The 25722-nt window shown below is 71.0% G+C and carries 23 protein-coding genes; 12 read left to right on the top strand and 11 right to left on the bottom strand.

Annotation, left to right across the window (positions count from 1 at the left end):
- Positions 1-18 precede the first annotated feature (18 nt).
- Genes ABZ783_RS28145 through ABZ783_RS28135 form a run of 3 tightly spaced genes read left to right on the top strand, consistent with a single transcriptional unit; the run spans position 19 to position 3735 of the window.
- Entirely contained in the window at positions 19-1275 is a 1257-nt protein-coding gene (locus tag ABZ783_RS28145; RefSeq protein WP_357443298.1) for a class I SAM-dependent methyltransferase, read from the top strand.
- Positions 1276-1314: 39 nt separating this feature from the next.
- Positions 1315-2697 carry an NDP-hexose 2,3-dehydratase family protein gene (locus ABZ783_RS28140; RefSeq protein WP_357443296.1) on the top strand — a complete coding sequence of 461 codons (1383 nt, stop codon included), beginning with the start codon at positions 1315-1317 and terminating at the stop codon, positions 2695-2697.
- A gap of 57 nt (positions 2698-2754) precedes the next feature.
- Positions 2755-3735 (top strand): Gfo/Idh/MocA family oxidoreductase, encoded by a 981-nt coding sequence (locus tag ABZ783_RS28135; RefSeq protein WP_357443294.1) that lies wholly within the window; start codon positions 2755-2757, stop codon positions 3733-3735.
- A 306-nt stretch (positions 3736-4041) separates the two neighbouring features.
- Here ABZ783_RS28135 and ABZ783_RS28130 read toward each other — a convergent pair whose 3' ends face one another.
- Complete coding sequence (locus ABZ783_RS28130) at positions 4042-4773, bottom strand: class I SAM-dependent methyltransferase (RefSeq protein WP_357443292.1); 732 nt, start codon at positions 4771-4773, stop codon at positions 4042-4044.
- 328 nt (positions 4774-5101) lie between these two features.
- Between ABZ783_RS28130 and ABZ783_RS28125 the strand changes: the two genes are divergently transcribed.
- A complete protein-coding gene (locus tag ABZ783_RS28125) occupies positions 5102-5518 on the top strand; it encodes an SgcJ/EcaC family oxidoreductase (protein ID WP_073836146.1) in 417 nt (138 codons plus the stop codon).
- 320 nt (positions 5519-5838) lie between these two features.
- Positions 5839-6903: a glucose-1-phosphate thymidylyltransferase gene (locus ABZ783_RS28120; RefSeq protein ID WP_357443289.1), complete on the top strand. Its 1065-nt coding sequence runs from the start codon at positions 5839-5841 to the stop codon at positions 6901-6903.
- Positions 6904-7141: 238 nt separating this feature from the next.
- Here ABZ783_RS28120 and ABZ783_RS28115 read toward each other — a convergent pair whose 3' ends face one another.
- Together ABZ783_RS28115 and ABZ783_RS28110 are read right to left on the bottom strand one after the other, a co-directional pair.
- The gene (locus ABZ783_RS28115) at positions 7142-8746 is read right to left on the bottom strand and encodes an MFS transporter (RefSeq protein WP_357443286.1); all 1605 of its coding nucleotides are present in this window, start codon (positions 8744-8746) and stop codon (positions 7142-7144) included.
- Positions 8747-8990: 244 nt separating this feature from the next.
- The gene (locus ABZ783_RS28110) at positions 8991-9260 is read right to left on the bottom strand and encodes an aldehyde dehydrogenase family protein (protein WP_357443283.1); all 270 of its coding nucleotides are present in this window, start codon (positions 9258-9260) and stop codon (positions 8991-8993) included.
- A 193-nt stretch (positions 9261-9453) separates the two neighbouring features.
- Between ABZ783_RS28110 and ABZ783_RS28105 the strand changes: the two genes are divergently transcribed.
- From ABZ783_RS28105 to ABZ783_RS28090, 4 genes are read left to right on the top strand one after another with little or no spacing between them, the layout of a single operon-like run.
- Complete coding sequence (locus ABZ783_RS28105) at positions 9454-10173, top strand: GntR family transcriptional regulator (RefSeq protein ID WP_357443280.1); 720 nt, start codon at positions 9454-9456, stop codon at positions 10171-10173.
- Positions 10170-11195, top strand: a complete 1026-nt coding sequence (locus ABZ783_RS28100; RefSeq protein WP_357443277.1) for an ADP-ribosylglycohydrolase family protein — start codon at positions 10170-10172, stop codon at positions 11193-11195. The genes ABZ783_RS28105 and ABZ783_RS28100 overlap by 4 nt, the downstream gene beginning before the upstream one ends.
- Positions 11196-11225: 30 nt before the next feature.
- A complete protein-coding gene (locus ABZ783_RS28095; RefSeq protein ID WP_357443274.1) occupies positions 11226-12758 on the top strand; it encodes a cytosine permease in 1533 nt (510 codons plus the stop codon).
- Positions 12755-13693, top strand: coding sequence for a PfkB family carbohydrate kinase (locus ABZ783_RS28090; RefSeq protein WP_357443271.1), 939 nt, complete (start codon positions 12755-12757; stop codon positions 13691-13693). Before ABZ783_RS28095 ends, ABZ783_RS28090 begins: the two co-directional genes overlap by 4 nt.
- A gap of 50 nt (positions 13694-13743) precedes the next feature.
- Here ABZ783_RS28090 and ABZ783_RS28085 read toward each other — a convergent pair whose 3' ends face one another.
- The 6 genes from ABZ783_RS28085 to ABZ783_RS28060 all read right to left on the bottom strand — a co-directional run bounded on the left by ABZ783_RS28085 (position 13744) and on the right by ABZ783_RS28060 (position 18478).
- Positions 13744-14448, bottom strand: coding sequence for an alpha/beta fold hydrolase (locus ABZ783_RS28085; RefSeq protein ID WP_357443268.1), 705 nt, complete (start codon positions 14446-14448; stop codon positions 13744-13746).
- Positions 14436-14858 (bottom strand): S26 family signal peptidase, encoded by a 423-nt coding sequence (locus ABZ783_RS28080; protein WP_357443265.1) that lies wholly within the window; start codon positions 14856-14858, stop codon positions 14436-14438. Before ABZ783_RS28080 ends, ABZ783_RS28085 begins: the two co-directional genes overlap by 13 nt.
- Positions 14859-14882: 24 nt before the next feature.
- Entirely contained in the window at positions 14883-15350 is a 468-nt protein-coding gene (locus ABZ783_RS28075; RefSeq protein WP_357443262.1) for a GNAT family N-acetyltransferase, read from the bottom strand.
- 107 nt (positions 15351-15457) lie between these two features.
- Positions 15458-16654 carry an FAD-dependent oxidoreductase gene (locus tag ABZ783_RS28070; RefSeq protein WP_357443259.1) on the bottom strand — a complete coding sequence of 399 codons (1197 nt, stop codon included), beginning with the start codon at positions 16652-16654 and terminating at the stop codon, positions 15458-15460.
- A gap of 93 nt (positions 16655-16747) precedes the next feature.
- Entirely contained in the window at positions 16748-17692 is a 945-nt protein-coding gene (gene sigJ / locus ABZ783_RS28065; RefSeq protein ID WP_357443255.1) for an RNA polymerase sigma factor SigJ, read from the bottom strand.
- Positions 17693-17827: 135 nt separating this feature from the next.
- On the bottom strand, positions 17828-18478 hold the full coding sequence (locus tag ABZ783_RS28060; protein ID WP_357443328.1) for an MFS transporter: 651 nt from the start codon (positions 18476-18478) through the stop codon (positions 17828-17830).
- 122 nt (positions 18479-18600) lie between these two features.
- On the opposite strand from ABZ783_RS28060, the gene ABZ783_RS28055 reads away from it, so the two are divergent.
- Both ABZ783_RS28055 and ABZ783_RS28050 read left to right on the top strand, forming a co-directional pair.
- Positions 18601-19587: a serine hydrolase gene (locus ABZ783_RS28055; RefSeq protein ID WP_357443252.1), complete on the top strand. Its 987-nt coding sequence runs from the start codon at positions 18601-18603 to the stop codon at positions 19585-19587.
- 65 nt (positions 19588-19652) lie between these two features.
- Complete coding sequence (locus ABZ783_RS28050; protein ID WP_357443249.1) at positions 19653-20408, top strand: class I SAM-dependent methyltransferase; 756 nt, start codon at positions 19653-19655, stop codon at positions 20406-20408.
- 21 nt (positions 20409-20429) lie between these two features.
- Here ABZ783_RS28050 and ABZ783_RS28045 read toward each other — a convergent pair whose 3' ends face one another.
- Together ABZ783_RS28045 and ABZ783_RS28040 are read right to left on the bottom strand one after the other, a co-directional pair.
- Positions 20430-20951: a hypothetical protein gene (locus ABZ783_RS28045; protein ID WP_357443244.1), complete on the bottom strand. Its 522-nt coding sequence runs from the start codon at positions 20949-20951 to the stop codon at positions 20430-20432.
- 23 nt (positions 20952-20974) lie between these two features.
- Positions 20975-24085 carry a PxKF domain-containing protein gene (locus ABZ783_RS28040; RefSeq protein WP_357443241.1) on the bottom strand — a complete coding sequence of 1037 codons (3111 nt, stop codon included), beginning with the start codon at positions 24083-24085 and terminating at the stop codon, positions 20975-20977.
- A 260-nt stretch (positions 24086-24345) separates the two neighbouring features.
- Between ABZ783_RS28040 and ABZ783_RS28035 the strand changes: the two genes are divergently transcribed.
- Positions 24346-25317, top strand: coding sequence for a hypothetical protein (locus ABZ783_RS28035; protein WP_357443238.1), 972 nt, complete (start codon positions 24346-24348; stop codon positions 25315-25317).
- Positions 25318-25722 lie beyond the last annotated feature (405 nt).

Raw genomic sequence — 25722 nt, 5'->3', positions numbered from 1 at the left:
AACCAAGTGGGAGGCATCGTGACCATCACCGGCGACCTGGCCATCACCGAGTGCACCGAGTGCAGGATTTGCGGAAACCGCGCGCTGGTGCCGATTCTCGATCTGGGAAATCAGGCGCTGACCGGGATCTTTCCTCGACCCGGCGAGGTCGTGCCGACCGCTCCGCTGGAGCTCGTCAAGTGCGGCCCGGGTGGCTGCGGCCTCGTGCAACTGCGGCACACCGCCGATCTCTCGCTCATGTTCGGCGTCCACTACGGATACCGTTCGAGCATCCGCCCCTTCATGGTCAATCACCTGCACCGGAAGGTCGCGCAACTCACCGGCATGGTCGACCTGGACCGTACCGACCTGGTCCTCGACATCGGCAGCAACGACGCCACCCTGTTGCGGGGCTACCCGGCCGACGGCCTCACCCGGGTGGGCATCGATCCGACGGGCGAGAAGTGGCGGGAGTACTACCCCGACGACATCGACCTGATCCCGGACTTCTTCTCGAAGGCGGCGTTCGCGGAACGGTACGGCGACCGCAAGGCCAAGATCGTCACGTCGATCGCGATGTTCTACGACCTGCCCGACCCGGTCGGGTTCATGGCCGACGTCCGCGACATCCTCACCGACGACGGGGTGTGGATGATCGAGATGAGCTACGCGGTCCCCCTGCTCGAAATCCCCGCCTACGACGCGATATGCCACGAGCACCTCGAGTACTACAGCCTGCGTCAGATCGAGTGGATGGCCGAACGCGTCGGGTTCACCGTGTCGACGGCCGAAATCACCGACGTCAACGGCGGCAGCCTCTGCGTCACGCTGGTCAAGGACCCGACCAAGCACAAGATCGACACCGCCCAGGTTGACCGGATCCGCCGGCGCGAGGCCGAACTCGGACTCGACAGCATGGCGCCGTACGAGACCTTCGCCCGCCGCGTCCGCGACCACCGCGACAAGCTGCGCGCCTTCCTCGACGAGTCGCGGGCGGCGGGCAAGCTGACCCTGGGGTACGGGGCGTCGACCAAGGGCAACGTGATCCTCCAGTACTGCGGGATCGGCGCCGAGGACCTGCCGTGCGTCGGCGAGGTCAGCTCGGAGAAGCACGGGTGCCTCACTCCCGGGTCCGGTATCCCCATCGTCTCCGAGGAGGACGCCAAGGCGCGCCGGCCCGACCAGTTGCTGGTGCTCCCCTGGGTCCACCGCGGGGGGTTCATCGAGCGGGAGCAGGAGTTCCTGGCACGCGGCGGCAGGTTGGTCTTCCCGCTGCCGGCCATCTGCGCGGTCTGACCCGGCTCGCTCGCCCTGCCCGCCCGGAGGAGAGAACCCATGCCACCCTCGGTGAGCCGCGCTGACGACTTCCTGCTGTCGGCCCTGACGGCGAACAGCCCGGAGACGCCTGATCCCGACACCTTTCTCAAGGAACGCTTCGCGGCCTCTTCCTACAAGGTGGCGGAAGTGCCGTTGGCGACCCTCCCCGAGTGGCGGATCGACGACCGCCTCATCCACTCCTCGGGCCGCTTCTTCACGGTCGAAGGCCTGTCCGTACGGACGAACTTCGGTCCGGCCTCCCAATGGAGCCAGCCGATCATCGTGCAGCCCGAGATCGGAATCCTGGGGATCCTGGTCAAACGGATCAACGGCGTATACCACTTCCTGATGCAGGTGAAGATGGAGCCGGGCAACACCAGGCTGGTCCAGTACGCGGCGACGGTGCAGGCTACGCCGAGCAACTATCAGCGCGTCCACGGCGGGCGGTCCACTCCGTACCTGGAATACTTTCTCCGACCCACCCGCGGGCGCATCGTGGTGGACCGGCTGCTCTCCGAGCATGCGTCCTGGTACCTCTACAAGCGAAATCGCAACATGATCGTGGAAATCCCACCGGATGAGGAAGTCCTGATGAGGGAGGACTTCGCCTGGCTCACCCTGGGCCAACTGCGCCGCCAACTCGCGCGCGGGAACGTGAACATGAACGCCCGTACGGTGCTGGGCTGCATCTCCTACGGGGCGGCCGGCGGCGGGCTGGTCAACGGCGGAACCACCGACGAGTTTCAGGCTCGGGTCATCGCGTCGCACAGCCTGGCCCGATCGGACGCCGACCTGTCCGCAGCGATGACCTGGCTCATCGACCAGAAGGAACTCTTCACGCTGGACGTGCGGCGGGTCGGCCTGTCGGAGCTGGACGGCTGGATCGCCGACGGGCAAAGCATCAGGCACCACGACGGCGCCTACTTCCGGATAATCGGACTCTCCGTGGAGGCGACCAGCCGGGAGGTCGGCAGGTGGTGGCAGCCGATGCTCGAACCCGTTCCCGGCAACCTGGTGGCCTTCGTCTGCCAGCGCCGTTCGGGAGTGCTCCAGTTTCTCGTCCAGGCGATGGTGCAGCCGGGCCTCACGGACCGGCTCGAACTCGCCGCCACGATTCAACTCGCACCGGGCTATTGCCGCGGGCCGCAGGATCTTCCACCGCTCGTGGAATACCTCACCGCACCCGCGTCGCAGGTGCGGATGGAGTCGCTGCAATCAGAGGATGGCGGCCGATTCCACCGGGCGGACACGAAGCACCTGGTGATCGAACTTCCCGAGGATCATCCCGTTGACGCGCCCGAGAACTATCGGTGGATGACGCTCGGTCTGCTCAACCGGCTGGTGCACGACGGCTACTACGTCAACGTCGAGGCACGAAGCCTGCTGGCCTGCCTCCTCTGACCACCCATCCCGCCACAACCACACCGCAAGTTCTGGCGCGACGATCCGGAGCGACCCATGGAACTTCTTCTGATCGGCATGTCGAGATTCGCCCGGCGCCGCGTGCTACCGGCCGCGGCCGCCATGAAAGAGATCGAGGCGGTCAACATCGCCAGCTCGCACGCCGACCCCGCGACCGCTGGCTCGCTACCGAAGCTGGGACAGATCTACGCCGACTGGCGTGCCGCGCTGCAGGCGATCCCGCCCGGTCTCGTCTACGTCTCGCTGGTGAACAGCGAGCATGCGCAGGCTGTTCGGTATGCGATAGAGCAGGGTCACCACGTGGTCGTGGACAAGCCGGCGTTCCTGACCCTCGACACGGCTGAGGAGATGGTGTCGCTGGCTCGATCGTCCTCCCGCGTGCTCGCGGAGGCGACATGCTATTCGTTCCATCCCATGTTCGCCGAGGTCAGATCACTCGTCGAGGGCCTCGACACGGATGTCACCAAGGTCGTCGCCGTGTTCACCCCGCCCGTGCCGGCAGACGATTTCCGGCACGACCGCGGTAGGGGTGGTGGCGCCCTCCTCGACACCGGCCCCTACCTGGCGTCCCTCGGGAGAGTTCTGTGGGGCGCGGAACCGGAGCAGGTGCAGGTCATTGTGGGCGACCGCACCGCGGACGGCCTGGAAACGTCCTACAGCGTCCTGGCGGGTTATCCGGGCGGCAAGACGATCGTCGGGCAGTTCGGGTTCACCACGACCTATCGAAACTCCCTGCTGTTGCTGGGACGACAGCTGTCCGTCGACCTCGAACGCCCCTTCTCGGCTCTGCCGGACATGACCGTCGGCATCCAGATCGAATCTCATGGCGAAAGGCACGTACGACACGTGGGCCCGGCCGACAGCATGCGGATCTTCCTCGCCAGCGTCGTCGACGCGGTGCACGACAACTCGAGGGAGTTCGATGCTCCGTTGCTGAGCGATGCCCGTACCCTCGACCGTCTCGTCCGAGCGGCATCGAGCGGCCAGGAGGATGGCCGGGTGGTGATGCGGGGCTGACCTAGGGTGCACGGCAGCGGCTGGGCCACCCGGCGCCCGGATACGCTCGCGACCGTGAACACCCCCGCCGCCAGCAGCGGGCCAACTGCGCCGGCCATCGTGGACGCGACGGCGCTGGCACGACCCCCACCTTCAGGCCCGGTTTGCCCGACCGACTCGCCGACCGCACGCCGACCTGGAGAAGATCGCGGTGGATGGCGCCGCCCAGGGGCGTGGCGTCGGCCGGGCAACGGCTGACGCCGCGGACGCCCGAAGGGTACCGAGCGTCCAAGCCGGGGCGCGACGTTGGGGGCTACGCGCCGGGTCTCACTTTCGCACTCCGACGAATATTCCCGGGCTGGTGGGCCGCCCGTCCCCCAGTCTCAACGGGGGCGTCAGTTCCACCGTGCAGCCGGCGTCCCGGAACGCCGCCTCGTACTGTTCGCGACTGAACAGGCCTACGGAGAGAACGTCGGTAAATCCCTTGATGCCCGTGCGGTCCGCGACAACGCAATGAATCTCGATGCGGCTTCTGTTCCCCTGCTTCGTCGAGTGGCTTATCCGCGACACCACGCGACCGCTCTCCTCGGCGAGGTGGCTGCCGATGTAACCGTCGATGAAGTTCTCCGGAAACCACCACGGTTCGATCACCAGGACTCCGCCCGGGACAAGATGCTCCGCCATGCGGCCGATCGTGGTGACCAGCTCATCGGCGGACTTCACCTCGGCCACGGCGTTACCGATGCAGGTCACGGCATCGAAGGTGCGGCCGAGATCGAAATCAAGCATGTTGCCCGGGTGCACGGTGGCCTGCGGCAGTCTCCTTCTCGCCACCTCCCGCATCGCCGACGTGAGCTCTAGTCCCTCCACGTGGTCGAAGAGGCTCGCGAAGGCCGCCAGATGGGCACCAGTGCCGCAGGCCACGTCCAGCAGGGTCTTCGCCTCGGGAAACCGGGCCCGAACCAGGCGGGCATGCTGCTCCGCCTCGGCCCCGAAGTCCTTGCCCCGGCTACGGAAAACGAGGTCGTAGAGTTCAGCGTGATCCGGTCCATATTCCATCAGTCTCTCCTTGCCACGCCGGGACGACCGGCTCATCAGTTCTGGATTCGAGCAGGCAAGCAGCCGTCAACAATCGCGGTCACGCCCTGCGGCGTCCGCCGAGTTCGGCGCACCGGCAGGCGACCGCCGTTTCCGTCAGGGGATCGATCCGGTTCTGCCGTCAAATTCGGCCATGATGCCAGCGTCCCGTCGCCGGGCCGGCGGCGCATCTCCTGAGTTGCGGCGCGCATTCCGCAGCTCGGTTGACCGCAATCACCGAGATGCGCCGGAGGAGTCCGTGGCGAAACGATACAGCCACAGCCGCCGACCCCACGGAAGGACAATTACGATGCTGGATATCGACGCGGCGCTCGACAACGAGACAGCCGCCGCCATCCAGGCGGTACCCGGGCGCATCGTGCAGGCCTGGGCCGACAACGATGGAGCGGCGTTCGCAGCCGCGTTCGCCGAGGACGGCACGCTGATCCTGCCCGGCGTCTTCCTCACCGGTCGCAAGGAGATCCAGGGCTTCATGAGCCAGGCTTACGCCGGGCCGTACAAGGGCACCAACGTGACCGGAACCCCGCTGGCGGTGAAGCAGTTGGGCGAGGGTGCCGCGCTGGTCATCACCCAGGGCGGCGTGCTCCAACCGGGCGAGACCGAGGTCGCTCCCGAACGGGCCATCCGGGCCACCTGGACGCTGGTCAAGCAGGGACCGGACTGGCTCATCACCGCCTACCAGAACACCCCCCTCCGGGCGTCGTGACGCTGACGTCGGTGCGGTGAGCGATTCCCAGCCGTACCGACGCCGGGGAGAGCGGAGCTCAGCACCCGCCGGCGTACGTCCGGCACCGGCGGCGGTCGCGATCCGCTGGTGACCCGCGGCCCGTGCCTCGCCATCGCGAGGCGGGCCGCGCGTCGCTGTCCGCCCGCGCACGACGTCCCAGCGCTCCGGTACGAGCGCAACCACACGCCCCGGAGCCGTTCACCAGCGCCGCTGGGCAGTCCGGCTCCGCCCGGACGGATATGCGGACCGCCGTGTCTTCATCGCCACGAAGCAGCACTCGACAGAGGAGACCGACATCCATGAAGGCCCTGGTGCTCTCGGGGGGTGCGGGCACGCGCCTGCGACCGTTCAGCTACTCGATGCCCAAGCAGCTCATCCCCGTGGCCGGCAAGCCCGTGCTGGAGCATGTGCTGGGCAACATCCGGCAGGTGGGCGTCGACGAGGTCGGCATCGTGGTGGGCGACGGCGGCCCCGCGATCGCCGAGGCGATCGGGGACGGCGACCGCTTCGGCCTGCGGGTGACCTACCTGCCGCAGGACCGGCCGTTGGGTCTGGCCCACTGCGTACGACTGGCCCGCGACTTCCTCGGCGACGAGGAGTTCGTCATGTACCTCGGCGACAACATGCTCCCCGACGGCATCCGGGACGTCGCTGCCGACTTCCGCCGACGCCGCCCAGCGGCGCACGTCGTCCTCCAGAAGGTCACCGACCCCCGGGCGTTCGGCGTCGCCGAGTTGGACACCACCGGGCGGGTGCGGCGCGTGGTGGAGAAACCGCAGCAACCACGCAGCGACCTGGCGCTGATCGGGGTCTACTTCTTCACCGCCGCGATCCATCAGGCGGTCGCCGCCGTACGCCCCTCGGCCCGCGGCGAGCTGGAGATCACCGACGCGATCCAGTGGTTGGTCAGCCACGACTTCGAGGTCCGGGCGAGCGAGTACGCCGGCTACTGGAAGGACGCCGGCCAGCTCGAGGACGTCCTGGACTGCAACCGCCGGCTGCTCGGCGATCTGCGGCGCGAGGTGGCCGGCGAGGTCGACGCGGACAGCCGGCTGACCGGCCAGGTGGTGATCTGCCCTGGCGCCCGGGTGGTCCGGTCGCGGATCGACGGACCGGCCATCATCGGCGACGGCACGCTGGTGGAGGACAGCCGGATCGGGCCGGGCACCGCCATCGGCAGCCACTGCGTGCTGCGAAGCACCCGGCTGGCGGACTCCATCGTGCTGGATGGCGCCACCATCGCCGGGACCCCGGGCCTGCACGGCTCGTTGGTGGGGCGGTCGGCGGTCGTGGCCCCCGGCGGCGACCGGTCGTATCACCGCCTGGTCGTCGGGGACCACACCCGCGTCGAGATCGCCGACTGAGCGGGGCGGCGCCGGGTCCGGCGGATCGCCGCGCGGGGCCGCCGGGTCGGCGGGGCCGTGACGGCGTCCCGCCGGACCCGGCGCTCAGCCGTCGCCGGCACTACGGCGTCAGCTTCTCCAACGCCGGGGCCATGCACAACGGGATCCGGACCCGCCGATCCGGGCCAACGCCGCCCCCGAGCGGCGTCGGCCCGGGCCGGCGTGCCACGCCGGCCCGGGCCTCGGGCAGTCCGGGTGATCAGTTGGCAGTGCCGCTGGCCGGCATCGGCGCGGCGGCCGGCGCCGGAGCGGTGTCCTCCGCGCCGTCGGGTGCCGGCACGGCGCCGGTCGGCGGCGCCTGGCGCAGTGCGAGGACGGCCACCACGGCCAGGCCGACGGCGATGGCCGCGGAGACCATTGCCACGCCGTGCAGGGCCGTGGTGAACGCGGCCCGGGCGGCGTCGAACAGGGCCGTCCCGACCACCTCCGGCAGCTCCGCAGCCGCTGCGGCGGCGCCGGTGATGTTCTCCCGGGCTGAGGTCGCGGCGCCGGCCGGCACGTCCGCGGGCAGCTCAAGCAGGTTGCGGTAGATGGCGGTGCCGACGCTGCCGATCACGGCAATGCCGAACGCCACACCGAACTCGCCGCCGGTCTCGGACACCGCCGACGCCGATCCGACCTTCTCCGGCGGCACCGATCCGACCACCAGGCCGGTGCCGAGGGAGGCGAACGCGCCGGCGCCCAGCGAGACGATGGCGATGCCGATGATCGGCAGAGCCAGCGAGGCCGACTCCTCGACCCGGCTGACCACCAGGAAGCCGATCGCCGCGATGCCGAGGCCGGCGGCGAGCACCGTGCCGGGGCGCACCTTCTGCGCCACCCCGGGGGCCATCATCGCGCCGATCACCATGCCGACGGCCGAGATCACCATCAACAGCCCGGTCGACAGCGGCGACAGTCCCTTGACCAACTGGAGGAACAGCGTGAAGAACAGCGACAGGCCGGACATCATCGCGGTGCCGAACAGCATGATGGCCAGGGCGGCGCTGAACGAACGGTGACGGAACAGGCGCAGGTCGAGCAGCGGCTCGCGCTGCGTCCGCTGCCTGCGCACGAAGACGACGGCGAACACCAGGCCGACGACCAGGCTGAGCACCGGAACCAGCTCCCAGCCGGCCCGCGCCAGCTCCTTGATGCCGTAGATCAGGGACAGGATCGCGACGAGGGACAGGACGACGCTGACCAGGTCGAGCCGCCCGCCCTCCGGGTTCCGGTACTCGGGTAGCAGCGCCGGCCCGGCCACCAGGAGCAGGAGCATGACCGGTACGGCCAGCAGGAAGACGGACCCCCACCAGAAGTTGGTCAGCATGGCGCCGCCGACCACCGGGCCGATGGCGCCGCCGGCCATGAAGCAGCTCATGAACACGGCGATGGCCATGCCCTGCTGCTTCGGGTTGGGGAACATGTTGCTGATCAGGGCCAGCGCTGACGGCATCACGGTGGCTCCGGCGATGCCGAGCAACGCGCGGGCACCGATGAGCATCTCGGCGCTGGTCGAGTACGCCGCGAGCACCGAGACGAGCCCGAAGCAGGCGGCACCGATGAGCAGCAGGCGGCGACGGCCGATCCGATCACCCAGGCTGCCCATCGTGACGAGGAACCCGGCGGTCATGAAGCCGTACACGTCGATGATCCACAGCTGTTGGGTGCTGGTGGCCGCGAGGTCTGCGTCAAGCCGGGGCAGCGCCAGGAACAGCACGCTGATGTCCACTGACAGCAGCAGCGTGGGAAGGGCCAGGACCGCCAGGCCCAGCCACTCGCGCCGCCCCGCCAGCGGGGCTGGCGTGTTGTCGTTAACGTGCATCGGGGTCCCTCCTGGTCCACACAGCGGGCACAGGTGGACCTACGCACAGTTCTCGCTAAAGGGACAGATTGTCATGTTCGTCGTCCCGCGGCTTCTTCCAAAGTGCGCAATCCGGCGGGTGGTCCTGTGATCCGCTGCCCGCACCGCTGCCGTACGTCATCCGGGCCGAGCGCGAGGTCGTCGTCATCCTGCGGGATGCTGGGCCTCCTAGGCCGGCGCGGCCACCAGTGCGCCAGGCGCCCGGTCATCGCGCCGCCCAGTAGGTGCGGGTGTTGACGAACTCGCGCAGGCCGGCGGCGGCCAGTTCCCGTCCGTATCCGCTGCGCTTGGTCCCGCCGAAGGGCAGGCGTGCGTCGGAGGCGACGACGGCGTTGATGAAGGCGGCGCCGGTGGTGATCTGTCGGGCGAAGGCGACGCCGTGTTCCGGGTCGGCGGTCCACACGCTCAGTCCGAGCCCGTACTCTGAGGCGTTGGCCAGCCGGACGGCGTCGGCCTCGTCGGCGGCGACCGCCACGGCGGCGACCGGGAATGGTGGGTTCGAAGAAGTACCCGCTGCCGGGCAGGGCCCGTCCTCCGGTGAGCAGGGTGGCGCCGGCGGCGAGCAGGCCGTCGGCACCCGCCTCGACGGCTGACCACCGCGCTGGACGCCCTCCGCGCCGGAGTGCGAGTTGTTGCCGAAGGCCCAGGTCAGAGCTAGCCTTCTGAACATGTTTGGACAGGTGCTCAAGCTCAAGCACGAGCGGGTCGTCGAGCAGCTCGCCCGGGAGATCCGAGGCGGCCGGCTCGCCCGCGGCACCCAACTGCCCGGCGAGCACGCGCTCGCGACCCGGTTCGATGTGAGCCGGAACACCGTCCGTCAGGCCCTCACCGAACTCAGCCGCCGCGGGCTGATCGAGACCCGCTCCGGCAAGGGGTCGTTCGTGACCTTCGACGGCCGGACGATCGACGACCGGCTGGGCTGGTCCCGCGCCCTGGCGGAGCAGGGCGTCCCGACAACCGTACGCGTCCTGCGACTCGAGCTGGTCCATGAGCCCGAACTGGCGGAGCGGTTCGATCTGCCGTCCGCCGAATGCGTCGCCGTCGACCGGCTCCGGTCGCTCGACGGAGGCTCGGCCATCTCGATCGAGCGGAGCCGGATCCCGGCCGTCGGCCCGTTGCGCGAGCTGCCCGAACGCGGCCTCACCGGGTCCCTGTACACGGCGCTGCGCTCGGCCGGCCTCGTTCCGACGCAGGGCGAGGAGTGGGTGGAGCTGGCCGAGGTCGCACCGCCGGACGCCCAACTGCTCGACTGCGCCGCCGGCAAGCTCTTCCTGCGCACCCGGCGGCTGAGCCGGGACGCACGCGGTGAATTCGTCGAGCACGTGGAGAGCCTGCTGGACCCGGCACGGTTCCGGCTGCACCTGCGCTTCGGGGAGGCGTCGGAATGAGTACGTCGACGCCGGCCCGGGCCGCGACGCTCGAATCGCGGGCCGTCGCGGCCCTGACCGGGCTCGCCATCGGTGACGCGCTCGGCATGCCGACCCAGTCCATGCCGCGAAAGCAGATCGTCACCCGCTACGGCCGGTTGACCGGTTTCGAGCCGGGGCCGGCGGACCAGCCGATCGCACCCGGCATGCCCGCCGGGACGGTGACGGACGACACCGAGCAGGCACTGCTGCTCGGGCGGCTTCTTCTCGACGGCCGCGGCCGCATCGACGGGCATCGTCTCGCCCGGGAGCTGCTCGCGTGGGAGGACGACATGCGCCGACGCGGCTCGCTGGACCTGCTCGGCCCATCGACCCGGGCCGCGGTTGCCGCCGTGGCCGCCGGCCGCCCGCTCGAGGAAGCCGGCCGGTTCGGGACGACCAACGGGGCGGCGATGCGCATCGCCCCGGTAGGCGTCGCCGTACCCGCAACCGACCTGGACCGGCTCGTCGACCGGGTCGTCGAGGCGAGCTGGGTCACCCACAACACCGGCGTCGCCCTGGCCGGCGCCGCCGCCGTCGCCGCCGCGGTCAGCGCCGGCCTGGACGGCGCGGACACCGCGACCGCGACCGCGACTGCCGTACGGGCGGCGCAGCTCGCCGCGGGCCGAGGCCACTGGGTGGCGGCGGCGGACATCTCGGCCCGGATCGCCTGGGCCGCCGACCTGGTCGCGGGACGGACGCCGGAGGCGGCGGCCGACCTGATCTACCACCTGGTCGGGACGAGTGTGGCGACCCAGGAGTCCGTCCCGGCGGCCTTCGCGGTGCTCGCCGTGCACCCCGACGACCCGTGGCAGGCCTGCCTGCTGGCCGCGGGTCTCGGCGGCGACACCGACACGATCGCCGCCATGGTCGGCGCCATCGCCGGCGCCGGCCACGGTGTCGGGTCCTTCCCGGACACCGCGCTGGAAACGATCGAGAAAACCAACCACCTCCCCTTGGCAGACATGGCGACCCGCCTGCTCGCCCTCCGTCAGCCCCGCTGACGCCGGTACGCAGGGAAAGGCAGGATGACGATGTCCACGACGGAACCGGCCGGCACGATCCCGGCCGACACCAACCGGGTCGGCGCCATCGAGACCAGAGGCATCGAACCGGTGCCCCCCACCGAGCGCACGGGCCGGCCCGGCCAGCTCTTCTGGGTCTGGTTCGCGGCCAACATCTCCATCCTGGGGCTGCCGCTCGGTGCCACCCTGGTCGCGCTGCGCGGCATGAACATCTGGCAGGCGCTGCTGGTGGCCGCGATCGGATCCTTCGGCTCCTTTGCCCTCGTCGGCCTGATCAGCGTGGCCGGGAAGTGGGGCGGCGCGCCCAGCATGACACTGTCCCGCGCGGTCTTCGGACCCCGCGGCAACCACGGGCCGACGGTGGTCTCGTGGCTGTCGCGGGTCGGCTGGGAGACGGTCAACACGACCACCGCCGCGTACGCGCTGCTGGCGTTGCTGAACATCGCGTTCGGGCTCACGGCGAACCCCGTGCTGACGGTGATCTGCCTGCTCGCCTTCGTGGCGCTCACCCTGGTCGTCTCGGGCCTGGGGCACGCCACGCTGATCTGGATCCAGCAGTGGGCGACGTACGTCTTCGGCGCGCTGAACGTCGTGGTCGCCGCGTTCCTGATCACGCGGGTGAACTGGCAGGCTGTGCTTGACGCGCCGGCCGCCCCGCTGAGCGTCGTCATCGCCGGGATCGGCGTGATCGCCGCCGGCACCGGCATCGGCTGGGCGAACGCCGGTGCCGACATGGCCCGCTACCAGCACCGGAACGTCTCGGGCGGACGGATCGTCGCGGCCGCCTCGGCCGGCGCCGGAATCCCGCTGTTCCTGCTCATCGGGTTGGGTGGCCTGCTCTCGGCCGGCGACGGCCACCTGGCCTCCGCCAGCGACCCCGTCTCGGCGATCCAGGTGCTGCTCCCGTCCTGGATGGCGGTGCCGTACCTGCTCGCCGCGTTCGGCGGTCTGCTGCTCTCCAACAACCTCTCGGTCTACTCCGCCGGCCTGACCATGATCACCCTCGGCATCCGGACCCGCCGGGTGGTGGCCGTGGGCCTGGACATCGTGCTCACGCTGGCCGGTGGGATCTACTTCATGCTGATCGCCGGCAACTTCTACGGGCCGTTCATCACCTTCATCTCGCTGCTCGCCGTGCCGATCACCGCGTGGGTCGCGGTGTTCCTGGCCGACATGCTCCGCCGGCGGGAGTACGACCCGCGTGGACTGATGGACACCACCCGCACCAGCGCCTACTGGTACCGGGGCGGGGTCCGCTGGACGGCCCTGCTGCCGTGGCTGGCCGGCACCGTCTTCGGCCTGCTCTTCACCACGGCCTCCACCTCGGCGGACGACGTCTGGTTCAGCGGCCCGCTCGCGGACTCCTGGCTGGGCACGAACGGCCTCGGCTGGGTCGCGGCCTTCGTCGTCGCCGGTGCTCTGTACCTGCTGCTTGCCGTGCTCGGCGGCCGGCGCGGCGGCGAGGCGGGGCGGACCGGATCCACCCGGCCGGAGGGGAACGCGCCGGCCGGCGACCGGGCCGTCGCGGAGGCCCGGCGGTGACCGGGCGGCCGGCCCGGCTGGTGCACACCGGGAACGTCGTCGTCGACGTGGTGATGTACCTGCCGCGGCTGCCGGAGGTCGGCGGGGACGTGCTCGCCTCCGGCAGCCGGATCACCGCCGGGGGCGGGCTCAACGTCATGGCGAGCGCCGCCCGCCAGGGACTGCCCGTGGCGTACGCCGGGATGCACGGCACCGGGCCGTTCGGCGACCTGGCCCGCGAGCAGTTGGCCCAGGCCGGCGTCGAGCTCGTGCAGCCGGCGCTACCGGAGCTCGACACCGGGTTCAGCGTCGCGCTGATCGACCCGGCCGGCGAGCGCACGTTCGCCACCAGCGTCGGCGCGGAGGCGCGACTCGGGCCGGCGGACCTGGCCCGGATCGACCTGAGCCCCGGCGACGTGGTGTACGTGTCCGGTTACAGCCTGGCCTACCCGTCCAACGGTCCGGCGCTGGCGGCCTGGCTTCCGACGGTCGTCCCGGAGGTCACCGTCGTCGTCGACCCCGGTCCGCTGGTCGCCGAGATACCCCGGTCCATCCTGGCGTCCGTCTCAGAACGTGCCGACTGGTGGAGTTGCAACGAACGGGAGGCGCGGATCCTCACCGATCGCGCCGATCCGGAGGCGGCCGCCGCGTCGCTGGCGGCGCGCATCGGGCATGCCGGCGTGGTGGTCCGTACCGGGCCGCAGGGCGCCGTCCTCGCCACCGACGACCGATCCGTGCGCGTGCCGGCCTTCCCGGTGACCGTGGTGGACACCAACGGCGCCGGGGACGCCCACGTGGGCGCCTTCGTGGCTGCCCTCGTGAGCGGTCTCGACCCGGTCCAGGCCGTACGTCGTGCCAACGCCGCCGCGGCGCTGGCCGTCACGCGGCACGGGCCCGCGACCGCCCCCACCGCCGTGGAGGTCGACGAGTTGCTGGCGGGGCGCTCTAGCCGGTGACCGCCGTGCCGGGCGCCGCCGCGACCGCGGTGCCCCGGCACCCCGGCCGGTCAGGCCCTGAGGAAGCGGTCGGTCACCCGCTCGAACTCTTCGGTGTGCGTCCAGATGAGCGCGTGGCCAGCAGCGCCGATGACCACCAGCTCCGCACCGGCGATGCCCGCGTGGAGCATCCTCGCGTGGTGGATCGGCACCGCTTGATCATCCGAGGCGGCGATCACGAGGGTCGGACAAGTGATCTCCGCCAGCCGCCGCCTGCTGTCGAACGCCATCGTCTGCTTCCAGGCGGACGCCATCAACGTGCGGTCCTGGTCCGCGATGAGTCCCGCGAGCCAGTCGGCACGTTCTCTGCCGAGCTGCGGCGCCGCCGGTGAAACGATCAACCTCGCCGACAGCCGCATACCGAGGAGCCGGAGCACCAGCGGCAGCAGGCGGCCCTCGACCTGTTCCCGCAAGGTCGCCATGTTGAACGCGAAGGTGCAGGCGAGTACGAGGCGGTCGCACCGGTCGGGAAAGTCGAGGACCAGCTGCTGAGCGATCGCACCGCCCTGCGAGTAGCCGAGCACGGCGGTGGACTCGATGCCCAGCCGGTCGAGCAGCTGCGACAGGTCAGCTGCCAGCTGCGTGGCCGCGTACGGCGGCGGAAGTCCCCGACTCCGCCCGTGGCCGCGCAGGTCGGGAACGATCACGCGATGACGGGCGGCGAAATGCTCTATCACCGGCTCGAACATCTGGCCGGTGACCATCAAGCCGTGCACGAGCAGGAGCGGCGACCCCGATCCGTACTCGGCGAAGTACAGGCGCTCTGACGGTGATCGGGCAGCGCGCATGGCAGTCTCACGGCCCTTCCCCGCGGGTGGCGGACGATCCGGCCCTCAGCGTCGCAGCCGGCGATGGTGTCGCCCGGCACCGCCACCACTCGAAAGATCCATGGCGCCTCCCCTTCGCCATGATCCCACGATTCCGGTGGCTCGAACACCACGACGTCGCCGGTGCGCGGCTGGTAGTCGCCCGGCTTCACCACCTCGGCCGTGACGATCGAACCCGCGGTGATCGTCGGCTCCATCGTGCGGGAGCCCATCCGATAGCGCTCGCCGCGGGCACCCTCGCCGAGCGACCCGCAGGCGGCCAGTCGACACCCGGACTGCCCGTGCCGGCGGATGTCCAAGCAGCGGTACCTGGTCCTGAACGGTCAGCCCGACAGGGCCTTCGTCATGAAGACGCTGTTGGGATCCTCCCGGTAAGAACCGAATGGGGAGCAGAAGACGAATCCTGCCTTGGCATACAGCGCTCTCGCCGGGGCGAAGAAATCCATGCTGCCGGTCTCCAGGGAGATCCGGCGAATGTGGCGCCCACGGGCATCCCCCAGCAGATGCTCGAGGACCCGGGTCGCGATTCCCTGGCCTCGTCGCGTCGGATCCGTCCGCATGCTCTTGAGTTCTTCATGACCCGGGTCCAGTGCCGCGAGAGCACCAGTCCCGACAATCTCGTCGCCAACCGACGCCACCCACAGGCGGACGTCTGGTGCCTGCAGCCGACGGAGGTCCAGTGCGTGCCGGCTCTCCACCGGGGCTGTGGGCGCGAGGTCGTCAAGATGCGCCCGAAGGAACGCACCCAGGTGCGGGTCAGCGAAGTCGGCACGCTCGATGCTCAGGTGCATGGTGGCATGTTGTCGAGGCCCTGTTGCAATTACGTTTCGCGCGAGTGACGGCCACCGACAGCGAAGCGGGCGCCCCCGCGACGAGGGCGTCCGCTTCGCTTCGTGCGCTACGCCAGCACACTGGCGGTCGAGCCCGCCGCAGCCCCCTGCGCGGTGACCCGGCGGCGTCGGGTCGGCAGCCCGAGCATCGGGTTGGCGACGCCCCAGGCGGCACCCTTGCAGACCAGCTCCTTGTAGACGGCGGCGAGCCGTCCGGTCAGGGCCGCCTGCACAGCGCGGTCGTCGGCGGTGACGTACTGGATCAAGCCATCCTTGCGGCCCAGTGAGATGCACTGGTTGAAGTAGCGGATCGGCACGTTGGGGAGCTTCCCGCCGGTCAGGCGCGCGGCGATCGCGTCGGCGGCCTGCCATGCGGCTGGGGTACCCGAAGCGCACGACATCCGCAGCGGCTTGTTGCCCGGTCCCAGCGCACAGGCCGCGTCCCCGACGGCGTACACGTTCGGGTGCGAAACCGAACGCATGGTCCCGTCGACCACGATCTGGCCGGTGCCGGTGACCTCCAGGGCGGTCGCCCTCGCGATCGGGTGGACCGCGAAGCCGGTGGTCCACACGGTGACCGCGGCCGGGATGGCTCTGCCGTCGGCGATGTCGACGCGGTCGGCGTCGACGCCGGTGACGGCGGCGTGCTCGTACACGGTGATCCCGAGCTTGCCGAAGACCTTCCGGAGGTGCTCGCGGCCCTTGGGCGAGAGCCAGTCGCCGAGGCCGCCGTGGGCGGCGAGGGCGACGTCGAGGTCCGGGCGTGCCTCGGCGATCTCGGTGGCGGCCTCCAGGCCAGTGAGGCCGCCGCCGACGACGACCACGGTCTGCCCGGCGTCGAGGCGGGCCAGGCGCTCGCGCAGCCGGAGTGCTCCGGGGCGGCCGGCGATCTCATAGGCGTGCTCGGCGGTTCCGGGGACGCCTTGGGTGTTCCAGCCGCTGCCGAGGGCGTAGACGAGCGTGTCGTAGGCGAGTTCTCCGGCGCCGTTCGGGTCAGTGACGGCGACGGTCCTGCGGTCGACGTCGACGCCGGTGACCCTGGCGAGCCTCAGTTCGACGCCGGCGCCTGCGAACATCTCGCTGAATGGCCGGGGCTTGAGGTCCTGGCCGGCCGCCAGCTGGTGCATGCGGACGCGTTCGACGAAGTCGGGCTCGGCGTTGACGAGGGTGATGGCGACGTCCTCGCGGCGGAGCCGCTTGGCGAGGCGGCCGGCGGCGATGGCTCCGGTGTAGCCGGCTCCGAGGACGATGATGCGGTGCTGCATTTCCTTGCTCCTGTCTTGCGCGGGCTTGCCCCTTGAACCGGGCGGCCCGCCGTTTCCTGACAGGAAGGCGATGTGAAGCACCTCACTTGGCGGTCAGAAGGCGGTGAACAGGGGTTCCCCGTGGTCGGCGGCCGCCCAGTGCGCGGTCGCGCGGTCGAGCTTGTCGGGGTTGACCTGGTTGCGGAACGCGGCGATGCCGTCGGCGGTGACCTCCAGGCACATGACGCCGACGACCCGGCGTTCCAGGACGGCCACGACGGCGGGGTCGCCGTTGGCGGTCCAGGCGTAGACCTCGGGCGTGCCGCCGACGATGGCGCGCTTGGCCTCGCCGGGTTTGAACAGCCCCCGCAGGAACTTCGCGACCGCGGCGGCGCCCTCGAACGCCTTGGCGCGGGCCGGGACCTTCCCGCCGCCGTCGCCGATCGAGATGGCGTCCTCGGTGAGCAGGCGCACGAGCGGCTCGGTCTGGCCGCTGGTGGCGGCCGTCAGGAACTCCTCGACGATCCGCCGAGCGGCGGCCCCGTCGATCTCGGTGCGGGCCTTGCCGTCCGCGACGTGCTTCTTGGCTCGGTGGAAGATCTGCTGGCTGGCGGCCTCGGTGATGTCGAGGATCTCGGCGATCTCCCGGTGCGGGTAGTCGAAGGCCTCCCGGAGCACGTACACCGCCCGCTCGTTGGGAGCGAGGCGCTCCATCAGGGTGAGGACCGCGTACGAGACCGATTCGCGCTGCTCGGCGGTGTCGGCCGGGCCGAGCATCGGGTCCCCGGCGAGCAGCGGCTCGGGAAGCCATTGGCCCACGTAGGTCTCGCGGCGCGCCCGGGCGGAGGTGAGCTGGTTGAGGCACAGGTTGGTGAGGACCTTCGTCAGCCAGGCCGCGGGGACCTCGATGCGGTCGACGTCGGCGGCCTGCCAGCGTAGGAACGTCTCCTGCACAGCGTCCTCGGCCTCTGTGGCGGAGCCGAGGAGACGGTAGGCGATGGCCTCCATGCGCGGCCTGGCGGCCTCGAACCGGTCGACGTCGTCCGGGGTCAAGGGCATGGCCCGATCCTAGGTCGCGGCGCCAATCGCCCGCCGCCGCGATGGGGCTTCGCCGTTCGACGCGTTGCCCGACCTCGCGGAGGCAGCAGGGCTCGTCGCCGGATGCGGCTCGGCTGCCCTGCGCCGCCCGTTTCGTCAGGCCAACGGTGCGGCCGACGGCTGAGCCGGCTGGGACGCGCGCCGCATCAGCACGATGATCCCGCTCACCGCGGTGACCAGCAACGCCACCACCTCGAACGGCACGGCCGCCAGGAAAGGCCACCGCCAACCGAGCGACCGCCCCAGAAACGCCCCAGCCACGGGTCCGAGACCCAGCGCCAGCACCACCGCGCCGGCGACAAGTGGCACCATCAACCCGCGCCGTGCCCCCACCTGCGTGATCAGCGCGGCCGTGACGCCCCAGGCCAGACCGGCCCCGACCCCGGTCACCGCGCGGCCGAGCAGCAGCGTTCCGCTCTCCGGGGCCAGCGCGGTCAGCAGCGATCCGGGAACCAGCAGCACGATCGCGGGCAGCGCGACCGCGGTCGGCCACCGCCGGCCGAGCAGAGCGCCGACCGGAACCGCCAGTAGCGCCGCCAGCAGGTAGGCGACGAAGACCCAGGGGGTCACCGAGGCCGGCAGATGCATGGCCCGCTGGATCTCGGCCTTTACCGGCCCGAAGGTGACGGCGAGCAGGAAGGCACCGAGCGACGCGGCGAGTGTCGGCCCGATCAGCAGCCAGGCCGGGCGGCCCCTGGGGCGTGGGCCGTACGGGGGGATCTGGGTGCTCGTGCCGGGGAAGGGCATGTTCACCCCAGTGAATATACGGGCCCGGCCTCTGCGGCAGGTAACCATACTGGCGGTTGACCGAGCGATGATGAGCACCGTGGTATCCCGTAAGGACAGTGTCGCCCCGCCGAGGAGGGTCCATGACGACCGAGTTGCGCGAGCGCCTGCACGAAACGCGACGGGCCGGGAAGGTTGGGGGCCTCCACGCGGTCGTGGCGGTCCGTGGTGGCGAGACCCTGCTGGCGTACTACGGCGCAGGCGAGGACTTCAGCTGGGGCACATCGCTGGGTGTCGTCGAGTTCGGACCCGAGACCCTGCACGACGTCCGGTCGGTCACCAAGAGCGTGACCGCGCTGCTGTACGGCATCGCGCTCGGCCAGGGCAGCGTCCCCCACCCCGCGGAGCCGCTCCTGCGCCAGTTCCCGGAGTACACCGATCTGGCGGCCGACCCCGAACGGGCCCGGCTCACCGTCGAGCACGCGCTGACCATGTCCCTCGGCCTGGAATGGCGCGAAGACCTCCCGTACGACAACCCGGCCAACGCCGAAATCGCGATGGAACTGGCGCCGGACCGGTACCGGTACGTGCTGGAGCGGCCGATCCTCGAGCCACCCGGCGCCCACTGGTCCTACTGCGGCGGCGCCGCGGCGCTGCTGGGCCGGCTGATCACCGCCGGGACCGGACAGCCGCTGCCGCAGTACGGGCGAGAGGCGCTGTTCGCGCCACTCGGCATCCACAGCTTCGAGTGGATGACCGGCGCGGACGGGGTGGCCTCGGCCGCGTCCGGGCTGCGGCTCGCGCCACGCGACCTGGCCAGAATCGGCGAACTGGTGCTTGCCGAGGGAGCGTGGGACGGTCATCAGATCGTCCCCGCCGGGTGGATCCACACGATGCTGCAGCCCCGCCTGCGGACCGACTGGGGCGGCCAGTACGGCTACCAGTGGTACGTCGAGACCATGGCCGGCCATCGGCTGGTGGCCGGGATGGGCAACGGCGGCCAACGCCTGATCGTCCTGCCCGACCTGGATATCGCCGTGGCCATCACCGCCGGCAACTACGACGACCCCGACCATTGGCGGACTCCGGTGGCGCTGCTGGAGCAGGTCATCCTGCCGGCGCTCGGGTGACGGGCGCAGGCCGCCCTTCTGTTAAATAGGTGGCGTGCGCGCAGGGAGGCGAGCAGGCTCGGCCCGTGACGAGCAGCGACCTGTGGGACGAGGACACCGCGGAGCGGTACGACGACCTCTCGGCCGAGATGTTTGCACCTGAGGTGCTCGACCCCGCCGTGGACTTCCTTGCCCGGCTGGCGGGTTCCGGCCCCGCGCTGGAGTTCGCGATCGGCACGGGTCGGGTGGCCATCCCGCTCGCCGCCCGCGGCATCTCCGTGACCGGGATCGAACTGTCGGAGCCGATGGTCAACCGGCTGCGGCGCAAGGTGCCCGCGGAGCAGTTGCCGGTCATCATCGGCGACATGGCCACAGCGACCGTCCCCGGCCAGTTCTCACTCGTGTACGTCGTGTGGAACAGCATCGGCAACCTGTGCACGCAGGACGAGCAGGTGCAGTGCTTCCGCAATGCTGCCCGGCACCTTTCGCCGGGCGGTCGCTTCGTCGTCGAGCTGTGGGTGCCGGGCATCCGGCGGTTCCCCCCGGGGCAGTCGGCGGTGCCGTTCGAGGTGACCGACCGGCACGCCGGCTTCGACACCTACGACATGGTCACGCAGCGGGGAACGTCTCACCACTACCGGCGGCTGGACGATGGGACCATGCGCTACGGCTACAGCAACTTCCGCTACATCTGGCCCGCCGAGTGCGACCTCATGGCACGGCTGGCCGGCTTGACGCTGGAGCAGCGGGTGGCGGGCTGGGACGGGGCGCCCTTCACGTCCGACAGCGAGAGCCACGTGTCGGTCTGGCGCAAGCCACTCGACGCCTCCGCGGAGGGCTGACCGAGCCGGAGTTCGGTCGGCTCAACGATTGCCGGAAACGGTCACCCGGAAGCCCGCCTCACCCCGGCTCGCGTCGATCCGGCCGGGCACCCGCAGCGACGCCTCGCGGCACCCCTGCACCTGGTAGCCACTCGCGCTGGTGTTGCTGGCGTAGCAGAGCAGGTACGCCCCGGACGAGACGGGCCGCAGCGAGAACCGGCCGCCGCGTCCGACTGCGCCGGTAACCCCGCCGACGGCCGGCACTGCGGACGCCGGCACGGTGAACGGCGCGTATGACACCTGGTCGGGTGCTGGCGGGGCGCCGGTGCTGGTCTGCCGCCAGAAGTCGGGCGCGGCGGCTGCCGGCACCGCGAGCACCGTGCCGCCCCTGGTCGATGCGCCACCGACATCCGACTGGTCGGACGCGTCGCGCATCGTGCCGAGCACCTCGTCGGGCTGAGGGCGGGGTGCGCCGAACGGGCCCCGGCCGGTGGCCCAGAGCCCGGCGGCCACCACGGCGGCGACGAGCACGACGGCACCGAGGCCGGCGGCGACGAGCGCCACCGGCCTCCGTGCCCGAGGGTCGGTCACTTGAACTCGAACTCCGTACTGTGCTGGGTGCCGTCCGTCAGGGTCACCGTCAGCCGGTGCCGGCTGCCCGCCCAGGACCGCGGCGTGTCGACGTTGAGATGGTACGACCCGAGGGTCGAGATCCACCGGTAGTCGGCCCCGGGCGAATCGAAGGTTGCCGACGCGACCGCCGACTCGCCCGGCTTTTCGCCGCCCACGGTCCACTTGACCGGAATCGTCCGGCCGGCCTCGACGACGGTCAGTCCGTCCGGGTCGATCGGCGGACGGAAGCCACCGAACTCGTACCGCGGGGTCGGCGCGGGCAGCCGGGAGATGCTGATCGTGATCTCGCGGGTGACCGTCTGGCCGGCCGGGTCGGTCACCGTGGCGCTGATCCGGTGCGCCCCCTCGCTCAGCTGGTCGGCGCGGGTCAGTAGCAGCTGGCCGGTGCCAAGGGCGCCGTCGCGGTCCGACCGCCAGGTCACGTCACCGTCGTCCAGGAGTCCGGTCTCCGCGTCGTACGCCCCGGCGTTCAGCCGGATCGCCTGCGTGCCGTGGTAGGCGGCACCGGCGGCCGGGTTCCGGATGGCCAGCTGGGGTGGTGCGTCGGGCATCGCGAACGGCTCGGAGGCGACCACCGCGGCGTCGAGCCCGTGCGAGGCGATCACCCGGACCAGCGCGGCCGGCGAGCCGGGCACGATCCACCGGGGCACGGTCGCCTCGGTCGCCCCGGAATCGGCCGCGTAGGTGCGCCAACTGCCGCCGCCGTCGGCGCTGTACTGGGCGGTGTACGTCGGCGCGTGCGGGCCGGCGTGCTTGCCCTTCCAGCTCAACCGGACGGTGTTCCCGTCGCGGTCGACCGCGGCCGCCGGCCGGGCGGCGGTCGGCTTCTTCCGCTCGGCGGTCAGCGTGCCGATGACCCGGCCGTCGTGCACGACGACCGCCCGGGCGGCCGACTCGGGCACGGCCGGCACCGCCAGCTCGAAGGTGCCCACCGTCGACTCGTCCCGCCCGTCGCCGCCCGGCGGTTCGTCGGTGCCCTCCGGGAGCCGGGGCTGGAAGCGCACCCGGTGCAGTACCTGTTCATCGGCGTCGAGCACCCGCAGCTCGTAGCCACCCTCGGGGTCGTCGGTGGCCACGGGGGCGCCGAAGGCCGGCATGGTCGGCCGGAAGGCGGCGGTGCCCGCGGCGGTGTCGACCCGGCCGCGCAGCACCACCGAGGCCGGGTCGGCTGCGGCGGGTGCCGCGGCCGCCGGCGCGCCGCTGGAGATGGCGCCAGTCGCGTCCGGGGACAGCCGGCCCTCGAAGAGCGCCCGGTAGTCCCGGGCGTCGATCCAGCGCCCCTGGCTGTCCGCCCTGGTGGAGTTGCAGTAGCTCATCATCGGGTACGTGGCGTGCGGCGACGTGATGGCGAGCCCTTCGCGGTCACCGAAGTACCGCGCCGAGACACCCCAGATCTCCCGGTCCCGGTCGCCATTGGGTCCGAGGGTCGGCCGGTCGCCCTGGCTGGTGCCGGTCCAGTGCGGGTAGTCGTCGGTGAAGGTCCCCGCGACCTCACCGCACCAGCCCCGCTTGGCGCCGACGAACGGGAACGTACGGCCGTTGCGGTCGGCGTTCACGGTGTGCTCGCGGCCCAGCGAGTGCGCCACCTCGTGGGCGCCCCGGTTGCGGGCGTATCCCGTGCCGTACAGCCCCTGTGCGCCGGAGAGCCAGCCGGAGGAGACCGGGCTGCCGATCCCCGCGGCCAGGCCACCGCCGCTGTCACCGAGCAGCGCGGCGTGGTACATGGTCCGCGGGTCGAGCTGGCCGGAGCGGAAGTTGGACCACCAGTCGATCCAGAGCCGGTCGTTGACGTCCTCCAGCCCGTCGTCGCCGTCCTCCGGCCGCTCGTCGAGGTCGAGTGTCTGGAACGAGGCGGTCGCGTTGCTGACCGGGAAGACGTCGTGCATCCGCCGGTACTGCTCGAAGAGGTCGGCGAAGGTGGGCTCCTGGACGGCACCGTTCTCGGTCCAGCTCGCCGCGAAGAGGTTGACCCGCAGCCGTCCGCCGGGCCGGAACTCGACCTCGGTGCCGCAGTCGGCGGTCCACCGGCCGCCCTCGCAGCGCACTCCGCCGGGCAAATCCGGCACCAGCTTGACCCGCCCTGAGGTCCAACCCACCGGTAGCGCGAAGTTCAGGCTGCCGGAGAATCGCTCCCGCCCGGCGGCCGGATCCGGGCCGACCACGATCTCGGTGGAGTCGATCGGGGTCAGCGGGCTGCCGGGCAGCTCCTGGCCGTCCCGGTAGCCGCGCAGCCGGCCGCTGGTGCGTACCTCCTGGCTGTCCACCGTCTTGAAGAAGGTCCGGACGATGGTGGACTTGGCTCGGATCAGCGGGACGCTGTTCTGCCAGTCCTGGACGGCCTGGTTGACCTCGATCGCCGCCAGGTCCAGCGCGTAGTTCAGGCAGCCGGAGATCAGCGAGGAGAATTCCGCGATGCTGCGGGCGGCGTTCACCCGGCCACCGCCGAAGACATGCGGGCCGTACACGGCGCGGGCCCGCTCCTCGGTGAACACGGTGCTGGTGAGCGCGAGCACGCTGTACCGGTCGACGCCCTTGTTCTTGGCGTACGTCACGGCGTCGGCGAGGCCCTCCCCGGCGTTCGGCTCGCCGTCGGTGGACATGCACATGGACCACGTCGTGCCCGACCGGCCCGCGGCGGCCAGATGGTCGGCGCCGGCGTGGATGGCGTCGCCCGGGTTGGACAGGTCGTCAAGCCGCTTGATGGCCCGCAACCGGGTGGCGAAGTCCGTCACCGCGTCCTCGTCGGTGAGCCGGGTCAGCGGAATCTCCAGGCGAGTGCCCTTGGCCACGTCGCTGCCGGAGTACTGAACGACCCCGACGGCGACCCGGTCCGAGCGGGGGAAGATCAGCGGGTCCTCGACGGCGCGGGCGAAGCCCTCGAGCTGCACCTGCCAGTCGGTGTCGGTGAGCGACAACGATCCGTCGACGAGGAGCATCAGGTCGGTGGGTTGTTGGGACGGTACGGGCGCGGCCGCCGCGACACCGGGCACCCCCACCCCGGCAAGGGCGAGGGTGAGTACGGTGGCGACGGCGGCGAGGCGTCTGCGGCTGGATCTGCGGCGCACGGCTCTCCCTTGGTCCGGCATCGACGACTGCATCGTCCGCACGGGACCGGCGGCACCGTCGGCCAAGGCCGGCGTCCGCGCGCCCGGTCCCCGCTACGGGCGCCACTGCAGTCTGACTGCCGAAGGTTCGGCAAGTCATCGAACTATCTGGATGACGACACCGGCGCGACGACGAGCGGGGACCGGCCGGCACACACAACCAATCGTTGCGGGCTAGCATCCGGCCTGACCGGTCCATTCAGGACCTTCGGGAGGACACCTTGCGCAGAAGAGCGATCTTCAAGGCGGCTGCCGCAGCCGCGGCCGCCGCTCCGGCCGCCGTGCTGCTCGGCGAGGCGCCCGCGCAGGCGTACGCCACCTACGACGTGGCCGTCTGCGAGCAGTATCACAACCAGATCCAGATCTATCCGTCCAGCTCGGCCTGGAGCACTTCGACGCTGAAGTGGAGCTTCAGCCCGGGCACCGCGAACGGCTGGTCGAACCTCTCCGACGTCAAGTTCCGCAACACGTCGGCGTTCGGCGTGGTCGCCCTGGTCACGGCGTCCGGCGGCAAGGTCGGCATCGTGAACAAGACCACCGAGGCGGCGCAGGAGCTCAACGACCTCCTCTGGTACGCCACGCCGGGCAACAACCCGCACGCGATCGAGCGCATCCCGAACATCGGGGCGATTGTGGTGGCGTCCTCCGGCGGATACCTCTATCTCTACGGCCCCACCGCGGTGAGCGACCCGAGCACGCTGGCGCTGGTCCAGACGATCTCCTTCCCCGGCGCCCACGGCGTCTGGTGGGACGACGTCTCCGGCAAGCTGTGGGCGATCGGCCAGGACTACGCCCGGATCTACACCGTGTCCGGCACCTACCGCAGCACTCGGCTGTCGCTGTCCCGGTCGATCTCGATCGGCGCCCATCTGGGGCACAGCCTGGACGCCAGCTACGCCGACGGCAACCTGATGCTGGCCACGGACGGCAGCAAGGTGATGACCATCGACAAGACCACGTACGCCGTGACCCAGAGCTATCCGGACAACTCGGTGAAGTCGTACTCGCAGCACAGCTCGGGCGAGCGGTTCTGGGTGCAGGCCACCGGGGCGACGTACCACGGGGACAACCGGAACTGGGTCAGCCCGACCGTGCAGTTCTTCGACTCCGCGGGGGCAAGGTCGTTCACCCGCTCCCTGTCGTATGGGGCGGAGTTCTACAAGGCACGCCTGTACGACGTCGCCTTCCACTGACCAGCCGGGCCGCCACTGGTCGGGAGCGCCGGCGGGTGGCCCGAGACCACGTCAGTCGTATGTGGACGGCCGCGTGGCGTGGACCGTGATTGTTAGCATGGCGGCTGGCGGAGCTGATCGACCGGCGCCACTGTTTCTGGGCGCCGAGCCGACGGATCCGCGGCATGTGGGACGCCTCGAGAGGGGGCTCGAATGTCGTCCGAGGAGCAGCCCGTACCGCCGTCGCCGGAAGATCGGCCACCCGGTTCCGATGGGCCGGTCCCGCCCGCGGTGCCGCCGCCCGGGGCCGGGATCCCGCCCGGCGCGGTGCCGCCGCCGGCCGGCCAGCCGGGGCCGCCCCGGCCGTCTTGGCCGGTTCCGGCCGGATCCCCGGCACGGCCAGGTTCCCACCGGACCGTGTGGTGG

Source organism: Micromonospora sp. NPDC047738 (assembly GCF_040642675.1).
GTDB lineage: Bacteria > Actinomycetota > Actinomycetes > Mycobacteriales > Micromonosporaceae > Micromonospora.
This window is presented reverse-complemented; position numbering and strand designations above follow the sequence as displayed.